Origin of the sequence: Halomonas citrativorans (genome assembly GCF_014898005.1) — a bacterium.
GTDB lineage: Bacteria > Pseudomonadota > Gammaproteobacteria > Pseudomonadales > Halomonadaceae > Vreelandella > Vreelandella citrativorans.
The window spans coordinates 471,565-489,460 of record NZ_JABUYX010000001.1 but is presented as its reverse complement, the minus strand read 5'-3'; the positions used below and the strand labels follow the sequence as shown (position 1 = coordinate 489,460).

Genomic DNA, 17,896 nt, shown 5'->3' with positions numbered 1-17,896 from the left:
TAGCCATCAAGGCATACCGCGTTTTATGCCTCGGCTCTGCACTGGACTAGCGCTGGACATGTTCCGCTTTTTTCGGCAAACTCCGCCTCCACATTAGTTAAATGCTCGATTTTTAAGCTGTTAGAGGGGTAACGTTCGCCATCATGCTGCGTTCTCTTCTTTTCTTAACTTGGTTTACTGCGCGCTAAATATTGCGATACTTAAGCGTTATCACTAGCGTGTTAGGCAGCAACCTTCATCTATCTACGGGGCCCAATATGGATATTCGCAAAGTAAAAAAACTGATCGAACTACTCGAAGAATCCAACATTAGCGAAATTGAAATTCAGGAGGGCGAAGAGTCAGTACGCATCAGCCGTCATCCTAACGGTGCTACCTGGCAGCCCCAGCCAATGCCCCAGTATTCCCAACCTTTTGCAGCGCCTGCACCGGCTCCCGCAGCACCTACAGCGCCCAGCGTTGACGCGGAGCCTGCCAGCGCAAGCTTCCGCGGTGAAGCCGTTAACTCTCCGATGGTGGGCACCTTCTACCGCAGCCCGGCACCGGGTGCAAAATCGTTTGTTGAAGTAGGCGACACCGTTAAGCAAGGCGACACGGTATGTATCGTTGAAGCGATGAAAATGATGAATCAGATTGAAGCTGATCGCGACGGCGTGGTTGAAGCCATCCTGGTGGAAGATGGTGAGCCGGTGGAATTTGATCAACCCATGATCGTCCTCGCTTAATCTTTCACATCAACACGGGTGGACTCTCCCATGCTGGACAAGGTACTTATCGCGAACCGCGGCGAGATAGCCCTACGTATTTTACGGGCATGTAAAGAGCTGGGCATCAAAACCGTCGCCGTACACTCCAAGGCTGACCGCGAGCTGATGCACGTACGCTTGGCGGATGAAGCAGTGTGCATTGGCCCGGCCTCTTCGGCCCAGTCGTACTTGAATATTCCCGCGCTGATTAGCGCTGCCGAAGTGACCGACTCAAGCGCCATTCATCCCGGCTATGGCTTTTTGTCTGAAAATGCCAATTTTGCCGAGCAGGTTGAGCGCTCCGGCTTTACCTTTATTGGTCCGCGCGCTGAAACCATTCGCTTAATGGGCGACAAAGTGAGCGCCATTGAAGCCATGAAGAAGGCGGGCGTGCCTACCGTACCTGGCTCTGATGGCCCCCTGGGCGATGATGAGGCCGCAAGCCTGGCGGCTGGCGTGCGTATAGGCTATCCCGTTATCATCAAGGCAGCGGCTGGTGGTGGCGGTCGTGGCATGCGGGTCGTGCATTCAGAAGACCAGTTACTGTCCGCCATTAGCATTACCCAAAACGAAGCCCAGGCAGCGTTTGGCGATGGCACGGTTTACATGGAAAAATTCCTTGAGAAACCGCGCCATGTGGAAGTACAAGTTCTGGCCGATGGTCAGGGCAATGCGATCCACCTCTATGACCGCGACTGCTCTTTGCAACGCCGCCATCAAAAAGTACTTGAAGAAGCGCCTGCCCCCGGCCTCGACCCGAAAGCACGTGCCGACGTACTGGAAGCGTGCCGCCAGGCCTGTATTGAAATTAACTACCGCGGCGCCGGTACGTTCGAGTTCCTGTACGAAGATGGCAAGTTCTTCTTTATCGAGATGAACACACGTGTTCAGGTTGAGCATCCGGTAACGGAAATGGTCACCGGCGTGGATATCGTCAAAGAACAGCTGCGTATTGCGTCAGGCTTGCCACTGTCGATTCGCCAGGAAGACGTTAAGCTTAACGGCCACGCGTTTGAATGTCGGATCAACGCGGAAGACTCACGCACGTTCATGCCATCACCAGGCAAAGTGACGCTGTATCACGCCCCTGGCGGCTTGGGCGTGCGCATGGATTCTCACCTGTATACAGGCTATACCGTTCCGCCACACTACGACTCACTGATTGGCAAGCTGATCACCTGGGGCGAGGATCGTGAGATCGCGTTAACGCGCATGTGTAATGCGCTGGATGAGCTGCTGGTCGAAGGTATCAAAACCAATATTGACCTACAGAAAGACCTGGTGCGCGATAGCCAATTCCGCCAGGGCGGTGTCAACATTCACTATCTAGAAAAGAAACTTGCCGGCTAAAAGCTCCATGTGCCAAGCAAGCATTTCATAGTGTTGCCGAGTAATACCCAACGGGGTGGCCAAGCCCACCCCGTTATCGATTATGCCTACCGCGGAGACTCCCATGCCTTGGCTGCAACTCAAAGCCCACGTAGCGCCTGAACAGGCTGAACTTCTGGAAGAGCTACTGCTTGAAGAGGGAGCTACCGCCATTGGGCTTCAGGATGCCCATGACGACCCCGTTTTTGAGCCAGAACGCGGCACCACGCCGCTTTGGCAGGACACCATTCTGACCGGCCTGTACGATGATTTGGAGGGCGTGGAAAGCATGCTGGCCCGCATCGAAAGCGCTTGGGCGCAACAAATGCCCGATGAATCCTGCCCCACCATTGAGTATGAGCTGCTGGCCGACCGCGACTGGGAACGCGAGTGGATGGATGACTTCAAACCGCTCCAGATGGGCCAGCGCTTATGGATTGTTCCTAGTTGGCATACGCCGCCTGAATCAGGCGCAGTCAACCTAATTTTAGACCCAGGCTTAGCCTTCGGCACTGGCACTCATCCCACGACTGCGCTGTGCCTTGAATGGCTTGATCAGTTAGCGGTTGAGGGCACGCTTGGCGACAAGAACGTGCTGGATATTGGCTGCGGCTCGGGCATTCTCGCCATTGCAGCGCTTAAGCTGGGTGCTCAGCACGCCGATGGCACGGATATTGACCCTCAGGCGCTGCAGGCTAGCCGCGATAACGCCGAACGCAATCATATTGCAGAGCAAAATCTCGCGCTCTATTATCCGGAGCAGTTAACAGGCGGCCCTTACCCGATTGTCACTGCGAATATTTTAGCCGGCCCCCTGGTGGAGTTGGCGCCAACGATTGCGGGACATGTCGCGCCGCAGGGGCTTCTTGCGCTGTCAGGTATTCTTGCCAACCAGGCCCAGGACGTACTTAAGGCCTACGAAGCAGAAGGCATAATGATGGACGAACCGGTTATTCGTGAAGGCTGGGTGAGGCTAACAGGCCATCGACCCGGTTAATCTTCGAAACAGCCTTCATTCCGCTTCCGAGTAGGCGTATCATACGCCCCCCTGAACGCCTACTCGCTTATCCAGCAGCGCAAACTCCATGACATTAGCCACGCAACAATCGACATCTATCGGCCCTTACAGCTTGCCCAATCAGGTCATACTGGCGCCGATGGCAGGCGTGACCGACCGCCCTTTTCGCCAGCTTTGCCGGCGGCTGGGCGCTGGCTGGGTAGTAGGCGAAATGGTCACCTCAGACCCCAGCCTGTGGCATACCCGAAAGTCCCAACTGCGGATGGACCATACGGGTGAGCCCGATCCACGGGTCGTGCAAATTGCCGGTGGCGACGCCCAAATGCTTGCCCAGGCGGCACGGCTTAACGTCGAACTGGGCGCTCAGATTATCGATATCAATATGGGCTGCCCGGCAAAAAAGGTCTGCAACAAGGCGGCTGGCTCAGCGCTACTGCGCGATGAGGCCTTGGTAGCCGATATTTTAGATGCGGTGGTCAAGGCGGTGGATGTGCCGGTTACCTTGAAAATCCGTACCGGCTGGTGCGCCGAATCCAACAATGGCGTGCGAATTGCTCGATTGGCAGAAGATGCAGGCATTCAGGCGCTCGCCGTTCATGGCCGACATCGCGAACAGCGCTATACTGGTTGGGCAGAGTACGACACGATCGCCGATATCAAATCGTGTCTGTCCATCCCAGTGATTGCCAATGGTGATATTACAAGTCCTGAAAAAGCAGCCGATGTCCTACGCTATACCGGCGCGAATGCGGTAATGATTGGACGTGGCGCCCAGGGTAATCCTTGGATTTTCAAGCAAATAACCCATTACCTACAGCATGGCGAGCAGTTGGCTTTGCCAAACCTGGAGGAGCGTCGTCACGTGCTGGTCGGGCACGTAGCGGCGCTGCACGCCTTTTATGGCGACACAATGGGTGTACGCATTGCGCGCAAGCATATTGGCTGGTATCTCGAAAGTGATCTGCGCTTTTGCGATACAAAACGCCGCGAGCTAAAACAGCAATTCAATGCGCTGGCATCACCTGAAACACAATTTGATTGGATTAACGACGCCATGGCGTTTGACGCAGACAAGCGTCTATTAGCCAAAGGAACCCATGCTGCATGAACGAACGCGATCTTCTTTCTAGCGAGTTACCCTCGCGACTAGCGGGTACGCTCGCTGACCCAGCGGCAAGCGCCCCGCCGCAGCCGTTAAGAGAGGCCGTGGAGTCTGCCATGCGCCGCTACTTCGAGCATCTCGATGGCAGTCAGGCCACCGACCTGTACGCCATGGTGATGGCCGAAGTAGAAGCGCCGCTGCTGGCCTGCGTGCTGGAGCATACCGAAGGCAACCAGACACGCGCCGCTGATGTACTGGGATTAAACCGCGGTACACTGCGCAAGAAACTCAAGATTTACGGTCTTATCGAAGGTGACGCCCCATAACCATGGGGCGTTGTTGTTTTATTGTTCCACTCTGCACACGAGCTTATTCATGGTTGATAGTACCGCTACTCCTGTTCGCCGCGCGCTGTTAAGCGTGTCCGATAAAACGGGTATTGTTGAGTTTGCCCGCAGCCTTAACGAGCGCGGCATTGAGCTACTGTCCACGGGCGGCACCTTCCGCTTGTTACAGGAAAACGCCATCCCGGTCACCGAAGTATCCGAACATACGGGCTTCCCTGAGATCATGGATGGCCGAGTGAAAACGCTGCATCCTAAAATTCACGGCGGTATTCTGGCGCGCCGTGGTCAGGATGACGCGGTAATGGCTGACAACGATATCACCCCGATTGATATGGTCGTGGTTAATCTCTACCCGTTTGCAGCCACTGTTGCCAAACCTGACTGCAGCCTGGGAGACGCCATCGAAAATATCGATATTGGCGGCCCCACCATGGTCCGTGCCTGCGCTAAAAACCACGCGTACACCACCATCGTAGTTAACGCCAACGACTACACGCGCGTGCTTGAAGAACTGGCCGCCAATGATGGCCTGGTGAGCACCGCCACACGCTTTGACCTTGCGGTTAAAGCGTTTGAGCACACCGCGGGCTACGACGGCGCTATTGCCGAGTACTTGGGCCGTAAAGTCAGCGAGAGCGATGCCACCTTCGCGCGTACCTTTAATCTTCAGCTGCATAAAAAGCAGGACATGCGCTACGGTGAAAATCCGCATCAGCAGGCCGCCTTTTACGTTGACCCTACGGCATCTGAACCCAGTGTTGCGACAGCCACTATGCTGCAAGGCAAACCGCTTTCGTTTAACAATGTTGCCGATACCGATGCGGCTTTTGAGTGCGTCAAGGCGTTTGATGAAACGGCGTGCGTGATTGTTAAACACGCTAACCCCTGTGGCGTTGCCATCGGCTCTACGGCGCTTGAGGCTTATGACAAAGCGTTTGCAACCGACCCTACCAGTGCTTTCGGCGGCATTATTGCCTTCAACACACCGCTTGAAGCCGATACCGCGCGAGCAATTGTTGACCGTCAGTTTGTTGAGGTCATTATTGCACCCGGGGTGAGCGATGAGGCCGTTGCGATTATCGCTGAAAAGAAAAACGTCCGCCTACTGGATGTCAGCACTCATTGGCCTGGCAACCTCCAGCCCGCCTTTGATTTCAAGCGGGTTAACGGAGGTTTGCTGGTACAAGAGCGCGATCAGGGCATGGTGACTCGCGACGAGCTTACTGTGGTCAGCAAGCGTGCACCTTCAGAACAGGAGCTGCGAGATTTGGCGTTCGCATGGCGCGTTGCCAAGTTCGTCAAATCCAACGCCATTGTGTATGCCAAAGCAGGCCAAACCATTGGCGTGGGCGCAGGCCAGATGAGTCGCGTGTACTCCGCTAAAATTGCGGGCATCAAAGCGGCCGACGAGAACCTTTCTGTACCTGGTTCCGTTATGGCGTCTGATGCCTTCTTCCCCTTCCGTGATGGCATTGATGCCGCCGCCGCTGCGGGCATCACCGCCGTTATTCAGCCTGGTGGTTCCATGCGCGACCAGGAAGTGATTGATGCTGCCAACGAAGCGGGCATTGCCATGGTCTTCACCGGAATGCGCCACTTCCGTCACTAAACTGTGCTTTAGCGCTAGCACCATAAAAACCTCGCAAGCAGTGCTTGCGAGGTTTTTTATGAACATAATGCTCAGAATTCCTTAACCGACACTAGCCAAGGTCAATACATAAATACTTGGTTTCCAGATACTCCTCCAGCCCCTGATGACCACCTTCACGGCCAAGCCCTGACGCCTTGACACCGCCAAACGGCGCCGACGCATTGGAAATAGCCCCGGTATTAATGCCCACCATGCCGTATTCAAGCGCGTCAGCCACACGCCATACACGAGCAAGATCGCTGGAGTAGAAATAGGACGCCAGCCCATACTGCGTATCATTGGCCATTTCGATAGCGGTCTCTTCGTCGTCGAACGGGAACACCGCCGCTAGCGGGCCAAACGTCTCTTCCTGAGCAACCTTCATGCTGGCATCGGCAAAGCTGATTAACGTAGGCGTGAAGAAGTTACCGCCTAACGGATGCGGATGACCGCCCAGCAGCAACTCAGCACCTTTATCAATAGCGTCCTGGACGTGTTCGCTGACTTTCTTGACCCCATCTTCATCAATGAGCGGGCCAATATTGTTGCCTGGCTGAGCACCATCGCCAACATGCAGCTCACTGTTCATGGCAACCGCGAGCTTTTCGCAAAACGCGTTAATCACACTAGACTGAACTAAAAACCGATTGGTGCAAATGCACGTTTGGCCTGCATTGCGGAACTTGGCTGCCATCGCGCCCTCAACGGCGGCATCAAGGTCAGCATCTTCAAAAACGATAAACGGCGCGTTTCCGCCCAGCTCAAGCGATATTTTTTGCACATGCTGCGCCGCTTTTTCCATCAGCGTCCGGCCTACTTCCGTAGAGCCAGTAAAGGTGATTTTGCGCACCTTGGGCGACTGGGTTAGCGCTTCAGCAATGTCAGCGGCGCTGCCTGGCACCACATTAAAGACGCCGCGGGGTATCCCTGCTCGCTCAGCCAATAGCGCCAGCGCCGTTGCCGAGAAAGGCGTTTGGCTAGCGGGCTTAACGATAATGGTACAACCTGCTGCTAGCGCTGCACCTGCTTTACGCGTGATCATCGCTGCGGGGAAATTCCACGGAGTAATCGCTCCTACAACACCCACCGGCTGCTTGGTTACCACAATACGCTGGTTGGCTTTTGCTGCAGGAATGGTCTCGCCATATACACGCCGCGCCTCTTCGGCAAACCAGCGCAGAAAACTGGCGGCGTAAGCAATTTCGCCCTCAGCCTCTTTAACCGGTTTACCCTGCTCATAGGTCATCAGCAATGCAAGGTCGTGCTGATGCTCAAGCATCAGGTCATGCCACTTAAGCAACATGTCTGCCCGCTCTTGAGCGGTCAATGCCCGCCAGGCAGGCAAAGCGGCATCAGCAGCGTCAATGGCACGCTCGGTTTCAGCTTTACCTAATCGCGGCATATCCCCCACCGGTTTGCCTGTGGCGGGGTTAATAACGTTAATTTGTTCTCCACTTTCAGCCGCTACCCAACTGCCGTCAATATAGGCAAAGGGGCAATACAGCTGTGTCTCTTTTAGCGCTTCCATGACAGACTCCTGGCCAAAGGATGGCCCTGTGGGCTCATATTTACGCTTTCATGCTAAGACGAAACGGCGTATTTAACCAAGTGTTTGGCAAATATGGTCATCCTGGCCGTGGAGAAATCCGTTTAGTTAATAAGCGTTAGAAATTCCTGACGCGTCGCGGGGTTGTCACGGAATCCACCCAGCATTACCGATGACGACATGCTCGAATTCTGCTTTTCAACACCGCGCATCATCATGCATAAATGGCGCGCCTCAACGACAACCGCCACCCCTTTCGCACCGGTTACCTGCTGGACGGCATCGGCAATTTCACGGGTCAGGTTTTCCTGAATCTGCATACGCCGCGCATACATATCAACGATGCGCGCAAATTTGGAAAGCCCTAACACCTTGCCATCAGGTAAGTAGGCAATATGACACTTGCCAATAAACGGCAATAAGTGATGCTCACACATTGAGTAAAGCTCAATGTTTTTTACTAACACCATTTCATCGGTCTTCGATTCAAACACCGCGCCGTTGATAATTTCTTCCAGCGACTGTTGATAGCCCGCGTTTAAAAACTGCATGGCTTTGGCTGCACGCTTTGGTGTATCCCGCAGCCCTTCGCGGTCCGGGTTTTCGCCAAGGGCGGTAATAATTTGGCGATAGTGCTGGGCGATATCGTCGGTCATAGTCATTCTCATTAAAGCGGTGCCCGCTCACTCGCTCGTTATTGCTTTATCAAGTAACCAGCACGCAAGCAAAACAACCTTACAAAACAATGCCCAAGCATACAGAAACCACTAAACGTACCAAAGGCGATTTATGCGTTTATTTTAACGTACCTGGCCACTCGGTGGCAGCGTCGCAACGACTTTTAAGGCGCTCAACGTATAATTTTTACGACAACAGAGGGTTCAAAAGATCTATTAAGCCAACCAAACAGGACGCTCAAGCTGTAAACACTGCTGTTCTAACTGACGGATATGCTGATCCCAGTATCCGCTATCTGCCATCCAGGGAAAGGCACGCGGAAACGCCGGATCGTCCCAGCGCGAAACCAACCAGGCGCTATGCCGAATCAAGCGATAAGCTCTTAGCGGCTCAATGAGCGACATCTGCTCATGAGGAAACGGTAGTGACTCCTCATAGCCTTCACTAATCTCACTTAGCTGCGCCCGCCAGCTATCCGGCTCATCAGTGGGCAGCAACATCCATATATCCTGTATGGCGGGCGCCATCGCACAGTCATCAAAATCGACCAGGGAAAAATGCTCATCTCGGCCCAGTACGTTCCCTAAATGACAATCACCGTGGCAACGTATTAACGATGCTGGGTCCAACGCCTTGGACGCCAACCGATGCTGCAGCTTTTGAATCACCGCGTCATACGCCCGAAGCTGAAAGTTGTCGAGCCATTGGCTGCCCACAACGCGCTGTCGTGCCTCTTCTATGCCGCTTTCCAGCTCCAAGCGCGGGCGGTGTTGAAATACCTTGCGCTGCGATACGTTATGCAGCTGGCCTAACACTTCGCCCAGCGCAAAGAGGTGTTCAGGATTATCAAGCTCAGGCGCTTGGCCTGCACACTGGGGGAAAAGAGCAAAGCTAAACGCTGCGTAATGATGCAATGACTGCCCCGCGCTATTACGCCAGGGTGCGACAACCGACACCCCGGCCTCGCTTAATTCCTTTAAAAAATCATGCTCCTCTTGAATCGCAGCATCCGACCAGCGCTCGGGACGGTAAAACTTGATTACCCAGTGACGGGCATCATCATCACGAAACATCAATACACGGTTTTCATAACTGTTGAGCGCAAAAGGCTCGCCTGCGGGCCAAATATCAACCGATTCGGCCGCCGACATAACCGTGTCGGGCGAAAGCGCACTAAAAGGATGTGACATGGATCGCTCCTGCATAACGGGGCGCCTATCTTATCAACTATTGTATGGAAACGTTCTGACGAACGCCCCACTATCGATGCACTGAGCCTTTGCTTTTAGTACACTTTCTTCGGGGAACGCCCGGAGGAAAAGGGTACGAAGATAACAGCGCAAAGCTTTAACCCCTGTATGGCAGGGCTCAAAGCCATTAAACCGTGTAGCCTGGAGCAATTTACATGACAAAGCAGGCTAATCTGCTTTATGTATTTCTATATTTTGTGCCCAGCTTAAGACCCGCTTACGATCGCGCCTGCTATTCATACGATGTGTATCCACGTCACAAGGGTTGAGCTGTCGAGCGGGCTCAGCCGAAATATCAAGATGAAAATGGCGTGCGGCGCCAACCGGCATGTCTTCTGAGCCATAGATGGCAATCACCCGAATTTCAAGCAGAGGTTTCTGCTGTTTAATGGTGTCTTCTTTTAAATCCCAGTGCTGAAGGAGCCGCTTCAGGATCCTGTCAAATGACTGAATATGAATGTAATCACCTGAATTAAGCGGGCCCTGGTGGGTACGGAAAGCGGCTTCATGCTCTTCATCGCCCTGCTGTTGGTATTCAACAATATCGAGTTCGTAATCTCTTTCCTGGGCATGCAGCACAGCCACCAGGTGCTGAATATAGATAGCCTCATTGCTCATATTACTTATTAAGCATAAGGCCTCCAGCCCAACGCCCTTGCCCCGGTTAATAATAATTCGCGGACGTCGCTGCCGAACATAGCCGTTATAAAGAAGCTGAGCATAGAAAACCCAAACAAACAGGGTAAGGACGCTGGCAATAGCAGAAATTGCCTGGGCGTGCTCATTGAGCCATCCCATGATTGAGATCCTTCTCAAAGCAATAATGAAATATCAAGCTAGCGCAACCGCGAGCAAAAGTCAGGCGGGCAGGAAGCGGGCAGGAAGGAGGGTAGCGAAAAATAGACACAAAAAAATCGGCAAGCAGATGCTGGCCGATTGATATTTAAGCAATAAATATGAGATAACAAGTAATTGGTGCGGATGGGGAGACTCGAACTCCCACACCTTACGGCACTAGAACCTAAATCTAGCGTGTCTACCAATTCCACCACATCCGCAGAAGACGAGACGTATATTATATATATGCGGTGCAAAAGTCAACGCTATCATCCAACATAATTATTCAAAAGCACTCCAGGAGCAGTATGCGTTTAAGGTCAACGTGGCAGCAAGCGGCCCATAAGGAACTTCAAAAGGCATTACCGGGCTACTGCGCCTTTTGTTTAATGCCAGCGGGGCAAGGCTTAGGCTGGTGCCAAACTTGTTTTACTGAATTACCCTGGAACGTTTCAAGTTGCGAACAATGTGCCGAGCCCCTGGATCATCCAACACAACGACGCTGTGGGCACTGCTTGCTTGATCCGCCCCTGGTCACTCACGCCCATGCTGCTTTGCTTTTTCAAGCATCGATTAAAGAGCTGCTGCACGATTTCAAATTCAAGGCATCTCCTCGTGCTGGGATGCTGCTGGTAGAGCTTATGCTGGCGAGCATACCCGACGACCCAGGCACTGCCTTGGTAGCAGTCCCCATGCATCGCAAACGAGCACGCGAGCGAGGGTTCAATCAAGCTCGATGGTTGGCGGAGCAACTGGCAAAGCGTACAGGCCTTGTCGTGCTGGAAGCTCAATGCAATAAGCTGGTCGCTTCCCAGCGTAGCTTAAACCGACACGAACGGGCGGCTAATTTACACGGAGCCTTTTCAATCAAAGCACCACTTCCAGCACATATAACGCTGATTGATGATGTAATCACTACCGGTGCAACCATCAATGCATTAGCGAACGTTGCCCAACAAGCAGGTGCCACACGCATCGATAGCTGGGCAGTCGCCAGGACGCCGCTGGGCACTAGAGGATGATGCAAAAAAGCCAAGTGATAGCTCAGGTGATACTAAAGCCGCAAGCCGCCATCGCACTCAATAATACGCGCACTAAAATAGTCGTTATCAAATATAAACGCGACACTTTTGGCAATATCATCCGGCTCCCCCAAGTGCTTTAACGGCACGCTTGAAGAGATCCGCTCCAACATATCAGGGCGCATGGACGCCGTCATTTCGGTCGCTATAAACCCAGGTGCCACGGTGCCGGTGCGGATACCATAGCGCGCAAGCTCTTTACCCCACGTGACGGTTAACGCATGAACGCCCGCCTTGGCGGCGGCATAGTTGCTTTGCCCCGCATTGCCAGCCCGGGAAATACTCGAAATATTGACAATCACCCCTTCGTGTCCGGCCTTGATTATCTGTGTCGCCGCTTCACGGCCGCATAGAAATACGCCGGTTAGATTAACATTGAGGACTTTCTGCCAACTCTCTAGCGACATGCGCTTTTCGACCTGGCCATCACGTGCTTTTACCAGCAAGGCATCTTCGGTAATACCCGCATTATTAACGCAACCACTAATGGCACCCATGCGTTTCGCAATATCATCAAACGCCGTGATGACTGACGACTCATCGGCAACATCGACGACAAACGCTTCGGCGTGAATGCCTTGTGACTTAAGGGTTGAGACCGCTTGGTCCAACGCTTCAGCACTCCTATCAAGCAGTGCAAGCACGGCACCTTGCTGCCCCAAACGCCCTGCAATGGCATAGCCTAATCCCCGTGCCCCGCCCGTTACTGCAATGACTTTATCGGTTAACTGCATCCGTTACTCCTTTAGAAGTACTGTTCAATAGCTGATTTTTCGATGACGAACCTTCTGCCTTGAGTTCATACTTTACTTCCAAGGCCTGCTCTTTGCTGCGAAGACCTTTCACTGCCCACCATTCTGCACTGCAGCAATGTAAGCGTGCATTCAAAATTCGAGTTTATCCAGGAGCGCCGCCTTGTCAGTAAAGGGCTTTCCGGCAAAGACCTGCGGGCGCTTGTTTTTTGCATATTTGACACAATAATGAGCGATTACGCCTGTTACGGAGTCCGCCATGCCTATTCTTGTTTTTATTTCCTTGTTTACCTTACTCGATTTTATTTTGCTATTTTCGATTGGCAGTCAAATAGGCTTATTAACCACCCTACTGCTCGTGTTGGCAACCGGTGTTATCGGCCTTCATCTTATTCGTAAAGAGGGTGTGGCCACCTTTTCCCGCGCCCGCCAGCGCATGCAAGCAGGAGAGCTACCGTCCAGCGAGCTCCTAACCGGCGCGGCACTTATATTCGGCGGCGCTTTGCTGATGGCGCCCGGCTTTCTTTCTGACCTGCTGGGTATTGCTTGCTTGCTCCCCACCGCTCGGCAGCTTATGTACAACGCATTAATGTGGCTGGGTTTAAAAACCAGCAGGAATAGCGAGCAAGCAAAATCTACCAAAACGCATCGTCGTGAAGGCACGGCTTACCACGAAAATAGCCACTCCAATGCTAATACCTCACATAAAGAGACTCCCCTGGAAGGCGATTTCATTAGCCGTGATGAAACCACCCGGTAAAGCTAGCCTGCATTAGCAAGAAAAAATCCAACAAAAGACACTTTTTTCACTGCCACCCCCTTGAAAGGGCTACTGAAGCCCCCACTTTTGAACCAGCATACAAATTCGGTGGCGATGGTGACATTGCCACCATTAACAACGAAGGTCGCGAACCTTCATTTCTCGATGGGACATCCTCGAGAATCTTGTTTTAGCTATCTGCCCTATACGGGCCTTGACGATACTCAGGAGAACGTGAGCATGAAAATCCGTCCTTTGCACGATCGCGTCGTTGTTCGTCGCGTGGAAGAAGAACAGAAAACTGCTGGTGGCATCGTTCTGCCAGGCAATGCACAAGAAAAGCCCACGCGTGGCGAAGTTCTTGCAGTAGGCAATGGTCGCATTCTCGATAACGGCGAAGTACGTCCGCTAGACGTTAAAGTTGGCGACAGCGTCATTTTCAAAGATGGTTTCGGCGTTGAGAAGCAAAAAATCGACGGTGAAGAAGTCTTGATCATGAGCGAAGCCGACATCCTGGCGGTCGTTGAAGGCTAATCATCGCCTCGACTACTTACTTTCACCTTTTACAATTCGATTCTAGGAAGTAACGAACATGGCAGCTAAACAAGTTAAGTTTTCTGATGACGCACGCAAACGTATGGCGCATGGTATTGACGTCCTGGCCAACGCGGTAAAAGTTACCTTGGGCCCGAAAGGTCGTAACGTTGTGCTCGACAAATCCTTTGGTGCGCCGACCGTCACCAAAGACGGTGTATCAGTTGCCAAAGAGATCGAACTGAAAGACAAGTTCGAGAACATGGGCGCACAAATGGTGAAAGAAGTTGCGTCTAAAACTTCTGACGCTGCGGGCGACGGTACTACGACAGCTACCGTACTGGCTCAAGCTATTGTTGCTGAAGGCCTGAAAGGCGTAACGGCTGGCATGAACCCGATGGACCTTAAGCGCGGCATCGACCAAGCGGTTACTGCAGCGGTTAAAGAAATCCAGGCAATGTCTGTACCCTGCACCGACACCAAGTCTATCGCTCAGGTAGGTACTATCTCTGCCAACGGTGACAAGCGCATCGGCGAAATCATCGCTGAAGCGATGGAAAAAGTCGGTAAAGAAGGCGTTATCACTGTCGATGAAGGCCGTGGCTTCGAAGACGAGCTGGAAGTCGTAGAAGGTATGCAGTTTGACCGCGGCTACCTCTCGCCCTACTTCGTTACCAACCAGGATACCATGGCGGTTGAACTTGAAGATCCTTACATCCTGCTAGTGGATAAGAAGATCTCCAACATTCGCGAATTGCTCCCGGTACTGGAAGCCGTTGCCAAGCAAGGCAAACCGCTTGCCATCATCGCTGAAGATATCGAAGGCGAAGCGCTGGCAACGTTGGTTGTGAACAACATGCGCGGCATCGTTAAAGTAGCAGCGGCCAAGGCACCTGGCTTCGGCGACCGTCGTAAAGCCATGCTGCAAGATATCGCCATCCTGACTAACGGCACCGTTATCTCTGAAGAAGTTGGCCTGACACTTGAGCAAGCGACCCTGGATCACCTGGGTACCGCCAAGCGCATGACCATGTCCAAAGAGAACACCACCATCATCGATGGCGCTGGTGCAGAGAACGATATCGAAGCACGCGTTAACCAGATCCGCGCGCAAATCGAAGATACCACTTCTGATTACGACAAAGAGAAGCTGCAAGAGCGCGTTGCCAAACTGGCAGGCGGTGTTGCCGTTATCCGCGTTGGTGCTGCTACCGAAGTAGAGATGAAAGAGAAGAAAGCTCGCGTTGAAGACGCGCTGCACTCTACTCGCGCTGCCGTAGAAGAAGGTGTTGTGCCTGGCGGCGGTACTGCGCTGGTTCGCGTAATGGCCAAAGTACAAGGCTTGACTGGCGATAACGAAGATCAGAACCACGGTATCAACATGGCGCTGCGCGCTATGCAGTCTCCGCTGCGTCAGATCGTTACCAACGCCGGTGAAGAAGCCGCTGTTGTGATCAACCGCGTTAAAGACGGCGAAGGTAACTTCGGCTACAACGCTCAAACGGGTGAGTACGGCGACCTGTTCGAAATGGGTGTTCTTGACCCGGCAAAAGTAACCCGTACTGCGCTGCAGTCTGCGGGTTCCGTTGCTGGTCTGATGATCACCACCGAGTGCATGATCGCTGACGATCCGGAAGAGAAAGAAGCTGCACCGGATATGGGTGGCATGGGCGGAATGGGTGGCATGGGCGGCATGATGTGATGCACCCCTGAGCCTACCGCTCTGACGCCTAGCGTCACCAAGAACCCCGCCTTTGCGGGGTTCTTGCCGTTTAACGCCTGCGTAATGCCCACGCGTACCCGGCGTTAAAGCGTGCTACCATCAGCGCCTTTATTAGGCAGCTTTTAGGTCATCATTACCGTGCTTTCCAACATTCGCATTGTACTCGTGCAAACCTTTCATCCTGGCAACATAGGCGCTGCCGCTCGCGCCATGAAAACCATGGGACTAACCCACCTGGTACTGGTTAACCCACGAAGCTTCCCTGATGAAGAGGCCACCCGACTGGCAGCGGGCGCGACGGATGTGCTGGAAAACGCCCGCGTGGTTACTAACCTTGAAGAAGCGGTGCAGGATTGCGTGCAAGTGATTGGCGCAAGCGCCAGATTACGCAGCCTGCCACTTCCCCACTTTGATGAGCCGGATGAAATGGCCGAACAGGTTATTTTAAACGCGGCCAATGCCCCCGTCGCACTCGTTTTTGGCCGTGAGCGTTCGGGCTTAACCAATGGCGAGATTCGCTGCTGCACGCATCAAGTCAGCATACCGGCCAACCCTGAATACGGCATTTTAAACCTTTCTCAAGCCGTACAGATCCTCGCCTACGAAACCCACCGCGCTTGGCGAAAACGCGCTGGTAACGACTTCACTTACCAGCGCCCTCTTGACGCCACCCCACCCAGCCGCGAGCAGTTTGTGCATTTCCAGGACCACTTGGGCCGCTTGATGCAGCAAAGTGGTTTTCTTACCCAGCCGCATGCGCGCACCGAAGAGCAGCTTCAGGCGCTCTTTGCACGTGCCCAGCCAAGCCGAAAAGAGCTTTCTCTGTTGCGCGGGTTATTAAGCGCCTTTGAAGTTCACTTCCCGAAGCAGCCATAAGCGCTAAAACCAACAAGGGCAGCCATTGGCTGCCCTTGTTGTGACTGCTATTACCGTTTTGAGTGCTTAATGGTTGCTGCCCTATAACACTATTAAAGCGTCATGGCCGCCAGCCAACCAAAGGCGATTAATGGCAGGTTGTAATGCAGAAATGTCGGTACAACGCTATCCCAAATGTGGTCGTGTTGCCCGTCCACGTTTAGGCCTGAGGTTGGCCCTAACGTCGAGTCAGATGCTGGTGAACCAGCATCGCCCAATGCCGCCGCCGTACCCACCAGCGCCACCGTTGCCATGGGGGAAAAGCCAAACTGTATCGCCAAGGGTACAAAAATCGCGGCAATAATCGGAATCGTCGAGAATGATGATCCAATGCCCAAGGTAATAAAAAGCCCTACCAGCAACATCACTAACGCTGCGACACCTCGATTATCCCCAAAGATATCAAAAGCCCCCGTCACTAACGTATCGATCTCACCCGTGGATTTCATCACTTCGGCGAAACCTGACGCAGAGATCATAATAAAACCGATCAGCGCCATCATCCGCATGCCGCTGGTAAACAGGTCGTCAGCTTCACGCCACTTAAAAATGCCGCCTAAGGAGAGCAAGCCAATCCCGACCAGGCCACCCAAAATCATCGACCCGCTATAAAGCTGCAAGCCAAGCGCTGCCACAATGGCAACACCAGACATTACCAATCCAAAGAGGTGAGGCTCAGCCGGTGTAGAATCCTGCTGATAAGGAGCCGCCGCCAACTCTTTATCCGCATATTCGCGATTACCGCGGTAGCTAAAGAACAGCGCCACTAATAAGCCAATGGCCATACCACCAACAGGAATGGCCATCGCCATCGGCACCATGCCACGCGTAATCTCCAAGCCAAATGGCGTACCGGCGCTGTTTAAGTTAGCCAACAAAATATCGTTCAAGAAAATTGCGCCGAACCCAACGGGCAATAACATGTAAGGCGCGGTTAGGCCGAACGTTAATGCACAGGCTACCGCTCGACGATCCAACTTCAGACGATTCATAAGGGTAAGCAGTGGAGGAATCAGTACTGGAATAAACGCAATATGCACCGGAATCACGTTTTGCGATGCAATAGCCACTAACAATATGGCGGTGAGCAGCAGCGTTTTCACACGAGCCTGACGCGCGGCCGTTGCCTCCTTGCCCAGCATGGCAATCAATCGGTTCGCCAGCATATCGGGCAAGCCAGAACGCGAGATGGCAACCGCAAACGCACCGAGCGTTGCATAGGCCAGCGCTACTTGCGCTCCCCCGCCAACGCCGTTGTTGAAGGCCTCTAACGTTTGGTCAAGCGTAAGCCCACCCACCAGGCCACCCACCAGCGCACCTACAACCAATGCAAAAACAACTGAGACACGCACAAGAGACAGCACTACCATGACAAGCACGGCAAGAATAACTGCATTCATGAAGATTTCCAGACCGATGACAAGGTGATTAGGACGTGTACGAAAAACAAGCGAATGCCGGATGGCACACTCAAGAGCCACCATTTCGTACACAGCCTAATATCGAAGGGTGCAAATTTTAGCAGATAGCGCGCTTACAAAAAGCATCCATCAGTTATTTCTCTGCTGCTACTTATGTTTTGGCATATAGAGGCATCTCTGTACGTTT

18 protein-coding genes and 1 tRNA gene are annotated in these 17,896 nt (G+C 53.1%); 12 read left to right on the top strand and 7 right to left on the bottom strand.

Annotated features, from left to right (window positions below; translation table 11 throughout):
• Positions 1 to 257: 257 nt before the first annotated feature.
• From accB to purH, 6 genes are all read left to right on the top strand, one after another.
• On the top strand, positions 258 to 725 hold the full coding sequence (gene accB, locus INT20_RS02145) for an acetyl-CoA carboxylase biotin carboxyl carrier protein (protein WP_172116519.1): 468 nt from the start codon (positions 258 to 260) through the stop codon (positions 723 to 725).
• Positions 726 to 755: 30 nt separating this feature from the next.
• Positions 756 to 2,096, top strand: coding sequence for an acetyl-CoA carboxylase biotin carboxylase subunit (gene accC, locus INT20_RS02140; protein ID WP_193056373.1), 1,341 nt, complete (start codon positions 756 to 758; stop codon positions 2,094 to 2,096).
• A gap of 103 nt (positions 2,097 to 2,199) precedes the next feature.
• Positions 2,200 to 3,111: a 50S ribosomal protein L11 methyltransferase gene (gene prmA, locus INT20_RS02135; RefSeq protein WP_193056372.1), complete on the top strand. Its 912-nt coding sequence runs from the start codon at positions 2,200 to 2,202 to the stop codon at positions 3,109 to 3,111.
• A gap of 88 nt (positions 3,112 to 3,199) precedes the next feature.
• Positions 3,200 to 4,240, top strand: coding sequence for a tRNA dihydrouridine synthase DusB (gene dusB, locus INT20_RS02130; protein ID WP_193056371.1), 1,041 nt, complete (start codon positions 3,200 to 3,202; stop codon positions 4,238 to 4,240).
• Positions 4,237 to 4,560: a DNA-binding transcriptional regulator Fis gene (gene fis, locus INT20_RS02125; RefSeq protein WP_087105564.1), complete on the top strand. Its 324-nt coding sequence runs from the start codon at positions 4,237 to 4,239 to the stop codon at positions 4,558 to 4,560. Before dusB ends, fis begins: the two co-directional genes overlap by 4 nt.
• Positions 4,561 to 4,609: 49 nt before the next feature.
• Positions 4,610 to 6,190 carry a bifunctional phosphoribosylaminoimidazolecarboxamide formyltransferase/IMP cyclohydrolase gene (purH, locus tag INT20_RS02120; protein WP_193056370.1) on the top strand — a complete coding sequence of 527 codons (1,581 nt, stop codon included), beginning with the start codon at positions 4,610 to 4,612 and terminating at the stop codon, positions 6,188 to 6,190.
• 91 nt (positions 6,191 to 6,281) lie between these two features.
• On the opposite strand, the gene INT20_RS02115 is transcribed toward purH, so the two are convergent.
• The 4 genes from INT20_RS02115 to INT20_RS02100 form a co-directional block, all read right to left on the bottom strand.
• A complete protein-coding gene (locus INT20_RS02115; RefSeq protein WP_193056369.1) occupies positions 6,282 to 7,739 on the bottom strand; it encodes an NAD-dependent succinate-semialdehyde dehydrogenase in 1,458 nt (485 codons plus the stop codon).
• Positions 7,740 to 7,861: 122 nt separating this feature from the next.
• The gene (gene folE / locus INT20_RS02110; protein ID WP_087105567.1) at positions 7,862 to 8,413 is read right to left on the bottom strand and encodes a GTP cyclohydrolase I FolE; all 552 of its coding nucleotides are present in this window, start codon (positions 8,411 to 8,413) and stop codon (positions 7,862 to 7,864) included.
• 237 nt (positions 8,414 to 8,650) lie between these two features.
• Positions 8,651 to 9,625, bottom strand: a complete 975-nt coding sequence (locus INT20_RS02105; protein ID WP_193056368.1) for a serine/threonine protein kinase — start codon at positions 9,623 to 9,625, stop codon at positions 8,651 to 8,653.
• A 228-nt stretch (positions 9,626 to 9,853) separates the two neighbouring features.
• Complete coding sequence (locus tag INT20_RS02100; protein WP_193056367.1) at positions 9,854 to 10,483, bottom strand: hypothetical protein; 630 nt, start codon at positions 10,481 to 10,483, stop codon at positions 9,854 to 9,856.
• On the opposite strand from INT20_RS02100, the gene INT20_RS02095 reads away from it, so the two are divergent.
• The gene (locus INT20_RS02095) at positions 10,482 to 10,625 is read left to right on the top strand and encodes a hypothetical protein (protein WP_193056366.1); all 144 of its coding nucleotides are present in this window, start codon (positions 10,482 to 10,484) and stop codon (positions 10,623 to 10,625) included. The genes INT20_RS02100 and INT20_RS02095 overlap by 2 nt on opposite strands.
• Positions 10,626 to 10,658: 33 nt before the next feature.
• Here INT20_RS02095 and INT20_RS02090 read toward each other — a convergent pair.
• Positions 10,659 to 10,743, bottom strand: a tRNA-Leu gene (locus tag INT20_RS02090).
• A gap of 87 nt (positions 10,744 to 10,830) precedes the next feature.
• Here INT20_RS02090 and INT20_RS02085 point away from each other — a divergent pair.
• The gene (locus INT20_RS02085; RefSeq protein WP_226911994.1) at positions 10,831 to 11,544 is read left to right on the top strand and encodes a ComF family protein; all 714 of its coding nucleotides are present in this window, start codon (positions 10,831 to 10,833) and stop codon (positions 11,542 to 11,544) included.
• 32 nt (positions 11,545 to 11,576) lie between these two features.
• On the opposite strand, the gene INT20_RS02080 is transcribed toward INT20_RS02085, so the two are convergent.
• A complete protein-coding gene (locus tag INT20_RS02080) occupies positions 11,577 to 12,338 on the bottom strand; it encodes an SDR family NAD(P)-dependent oxidoreductase (RefSeq protein ID WP_193056364.1) in 762 nt (253 codons plus the stop codon).
• A gap of 277 nt (positions 12,339 to 12,615) precedes the next feature.
• Here INT20_RS02080 and INT20_RS02075 point away from each other — a divergent pair, with 277 nt between their 5' ends.
• The 4 genes from INT20_RS02075 (at position 12,616) to INT20_RS02060 (ending at position 16,249) form a co-directional block, all read left to right on the top strand.
• Positions 12,616 to 13,116: an FxsA family protein gene (locus INT20_RS02075; RefSeq protein ID WP_193056363.1), complete on the top strand. Its 501-nt coding sequence runs from the start codon at positions 12,616 to 12,618 to the stop codon at positions 13,114 to 13,116.
• A gap of 240 nt (positions 13,117 to 13,356) precedes the next feature.
• Positions 13,357 to 13,650, top strand: a complete 294-nt coding sequence (locus INT20_RS02070) for a co-chaperone GroES (protein ID WP_018916005.1) — start codon at positions 13,357 to 13,359, stop codon at positions 13,648 to 13,650.
• Positions 13,651 to 13,708: 58 nt separating this feature from the next.
• Complete coding sequence (groL, locus tag INT20_RS02065) at positions 13,709 to 15,352, top strand: chaperonin GroEL (RefSeq protein WP_172116507.1); 1,644 nt, start codon at positions 13,709 to 13,711, stop codon at positions 15,350 to 15,352.
• Positions 15,353 to 15,511: 159 nt separating this feature from the next.
• Positions 15,512 to 16,249: an RNA methyltransferase gene (locus tag INT20_RS02060; RefSeq protein ID WP_193056362.1), complete on the top strand. Its 738-nt coding sequence runs from the start codon at positions 15,512 to 15,514 to the stop codon at positions 16,247 to 16,249.
• 92 nt (positions 16,250 to 16,341) lie between these two features.
• Here INT20_RS02060 and INT20_RS02055 read toward each other — a convergent pair whose 3' ends face one another.
• Positions 16,342 to 17,688, bottom strand: a complete 1,347-nt coding sequence (locus INT20_RS02055; RefSeq protein WP_172116505.1) for a Na+/H+ antiporter family protein — start codon at positions 17,686 to 17,688, stop codon at positions 16,342 to 16,344.
• Positions 17,689 to 17,896: the final 208 nt, after the last annotated feature.

Bases quoted from the DNA above. Each gene is read 5' to 3' on its own strand.
- INT20_RS02070 (WP_018916005.1), top strand. From the start codon at position 13,357: ATGAAAATCCGTCCTTTGCACGATCGCGTCGTTGTTCGTCGCGTGGAA.
- folE (WP_087105567.1), bottom strand. From the start codon at position 8,413: ATGACCGACGATATCGCCCAGCACTATCGCCAAATTATTACCGCCCTT.
- fis (WP_087105564.1), top strand. From the start codon at position 4,237: ATGAACGAACGCGATCTTCTTTCTAGCGAGTTACCCTCGCGACTAGCG.
- INT20_RS02100 (WP_193056367.1), bottom strand. From the start codon at position 10,483: ATGGGATGGCTCAATGAGCACGCCCAGGCAATTTCTGCTATTGCCAGC.
- INT20_RS02115 (WP_193056369.1), bottom strand. From the start codon at position 7,739: ATGGAAGCGCTAAAAGAGACACAGCTGTATTGCCCCTTTGCCTATATT.
- INT20_RS02055 (WP_172116505.1), bottom strand. From the start codon at position 17,688: ATGAATGCAGTTATTCTTGCCGTGCTTGTCATGGTAGTGCTGTCTCTT.
- INT20_RS02075 (WP_193056363.1), top strand. From the start codon at position 12,616: ATGCCTATTCTTGTTTTTATTTCCTTGTTTACCTTACTCGATTTTATT.
- purH (WP_193056370.1), top strand. From the start codon at position 4,610: ATGGTTGATAGTACCGCTACTCCTGTTCGCCGCGCGCTGTTAAGCGTG.
- accB (WP_172116519.1), top strand. From the start codon at position 258: ATGGATATTCGCAAAGTAAAAAAACTGATCGAACTACTCGAAGAATCC.
- dusB (WP_193056371.1), top strand. From the start codon at position 3,200: ATGACATTAGCCACGCAACAATCGACATCTATCGGCCCTTACAGCTTG.
- accC (WP_193056373.1), top strand. From the start codon at position 756: ATGCTGGACAAGGTACTTATCGCGAACCGCGGCGAGATAGCCCTACGT.
- INT20_RS02080 (WP_193056364.1), bottom strand. From the start codon at position 12,338: ATGCAGTTAACCGATAAAGTCATTGCAGTAACGGGCGGGGCACGGGGA.
- prmA (WP_193056372.1), top strand. From the start codon at position 2,200: ATGCCTTGGCTGCAACTCAAAGCCCACGTAGCGCCTGAACAGGCTGAA.
- INT20_RS02085 (WP_226911994.1), top strand. From the start codon at position 10,831: ATGCGTTTAAGGTCAACGTGGCAGCAAGCGGCCCATAAGGAACTTCAA.
- groL (WP_172116507.1), top strand. From the start codon at position 13,709: ATGGCAGCTAAACAAGTTAAGTTTTCTGATGACGCACGCAAACGTATG.
- INT20_RS02095 (WP_193056366.1), top strand. From the start codon at position 10,482: ATGATTGAGATCCTTCTCAAAGCAATAATGAAATATCAAGCTAGCGCA.
- INT20_RS02105 (WP_193056368.1), bottom strand. From the start codon at position 9,625: ATGTCACATCCTTTTAGTGCGCTTTCGCCCGACACGGTTATGTCGGCG.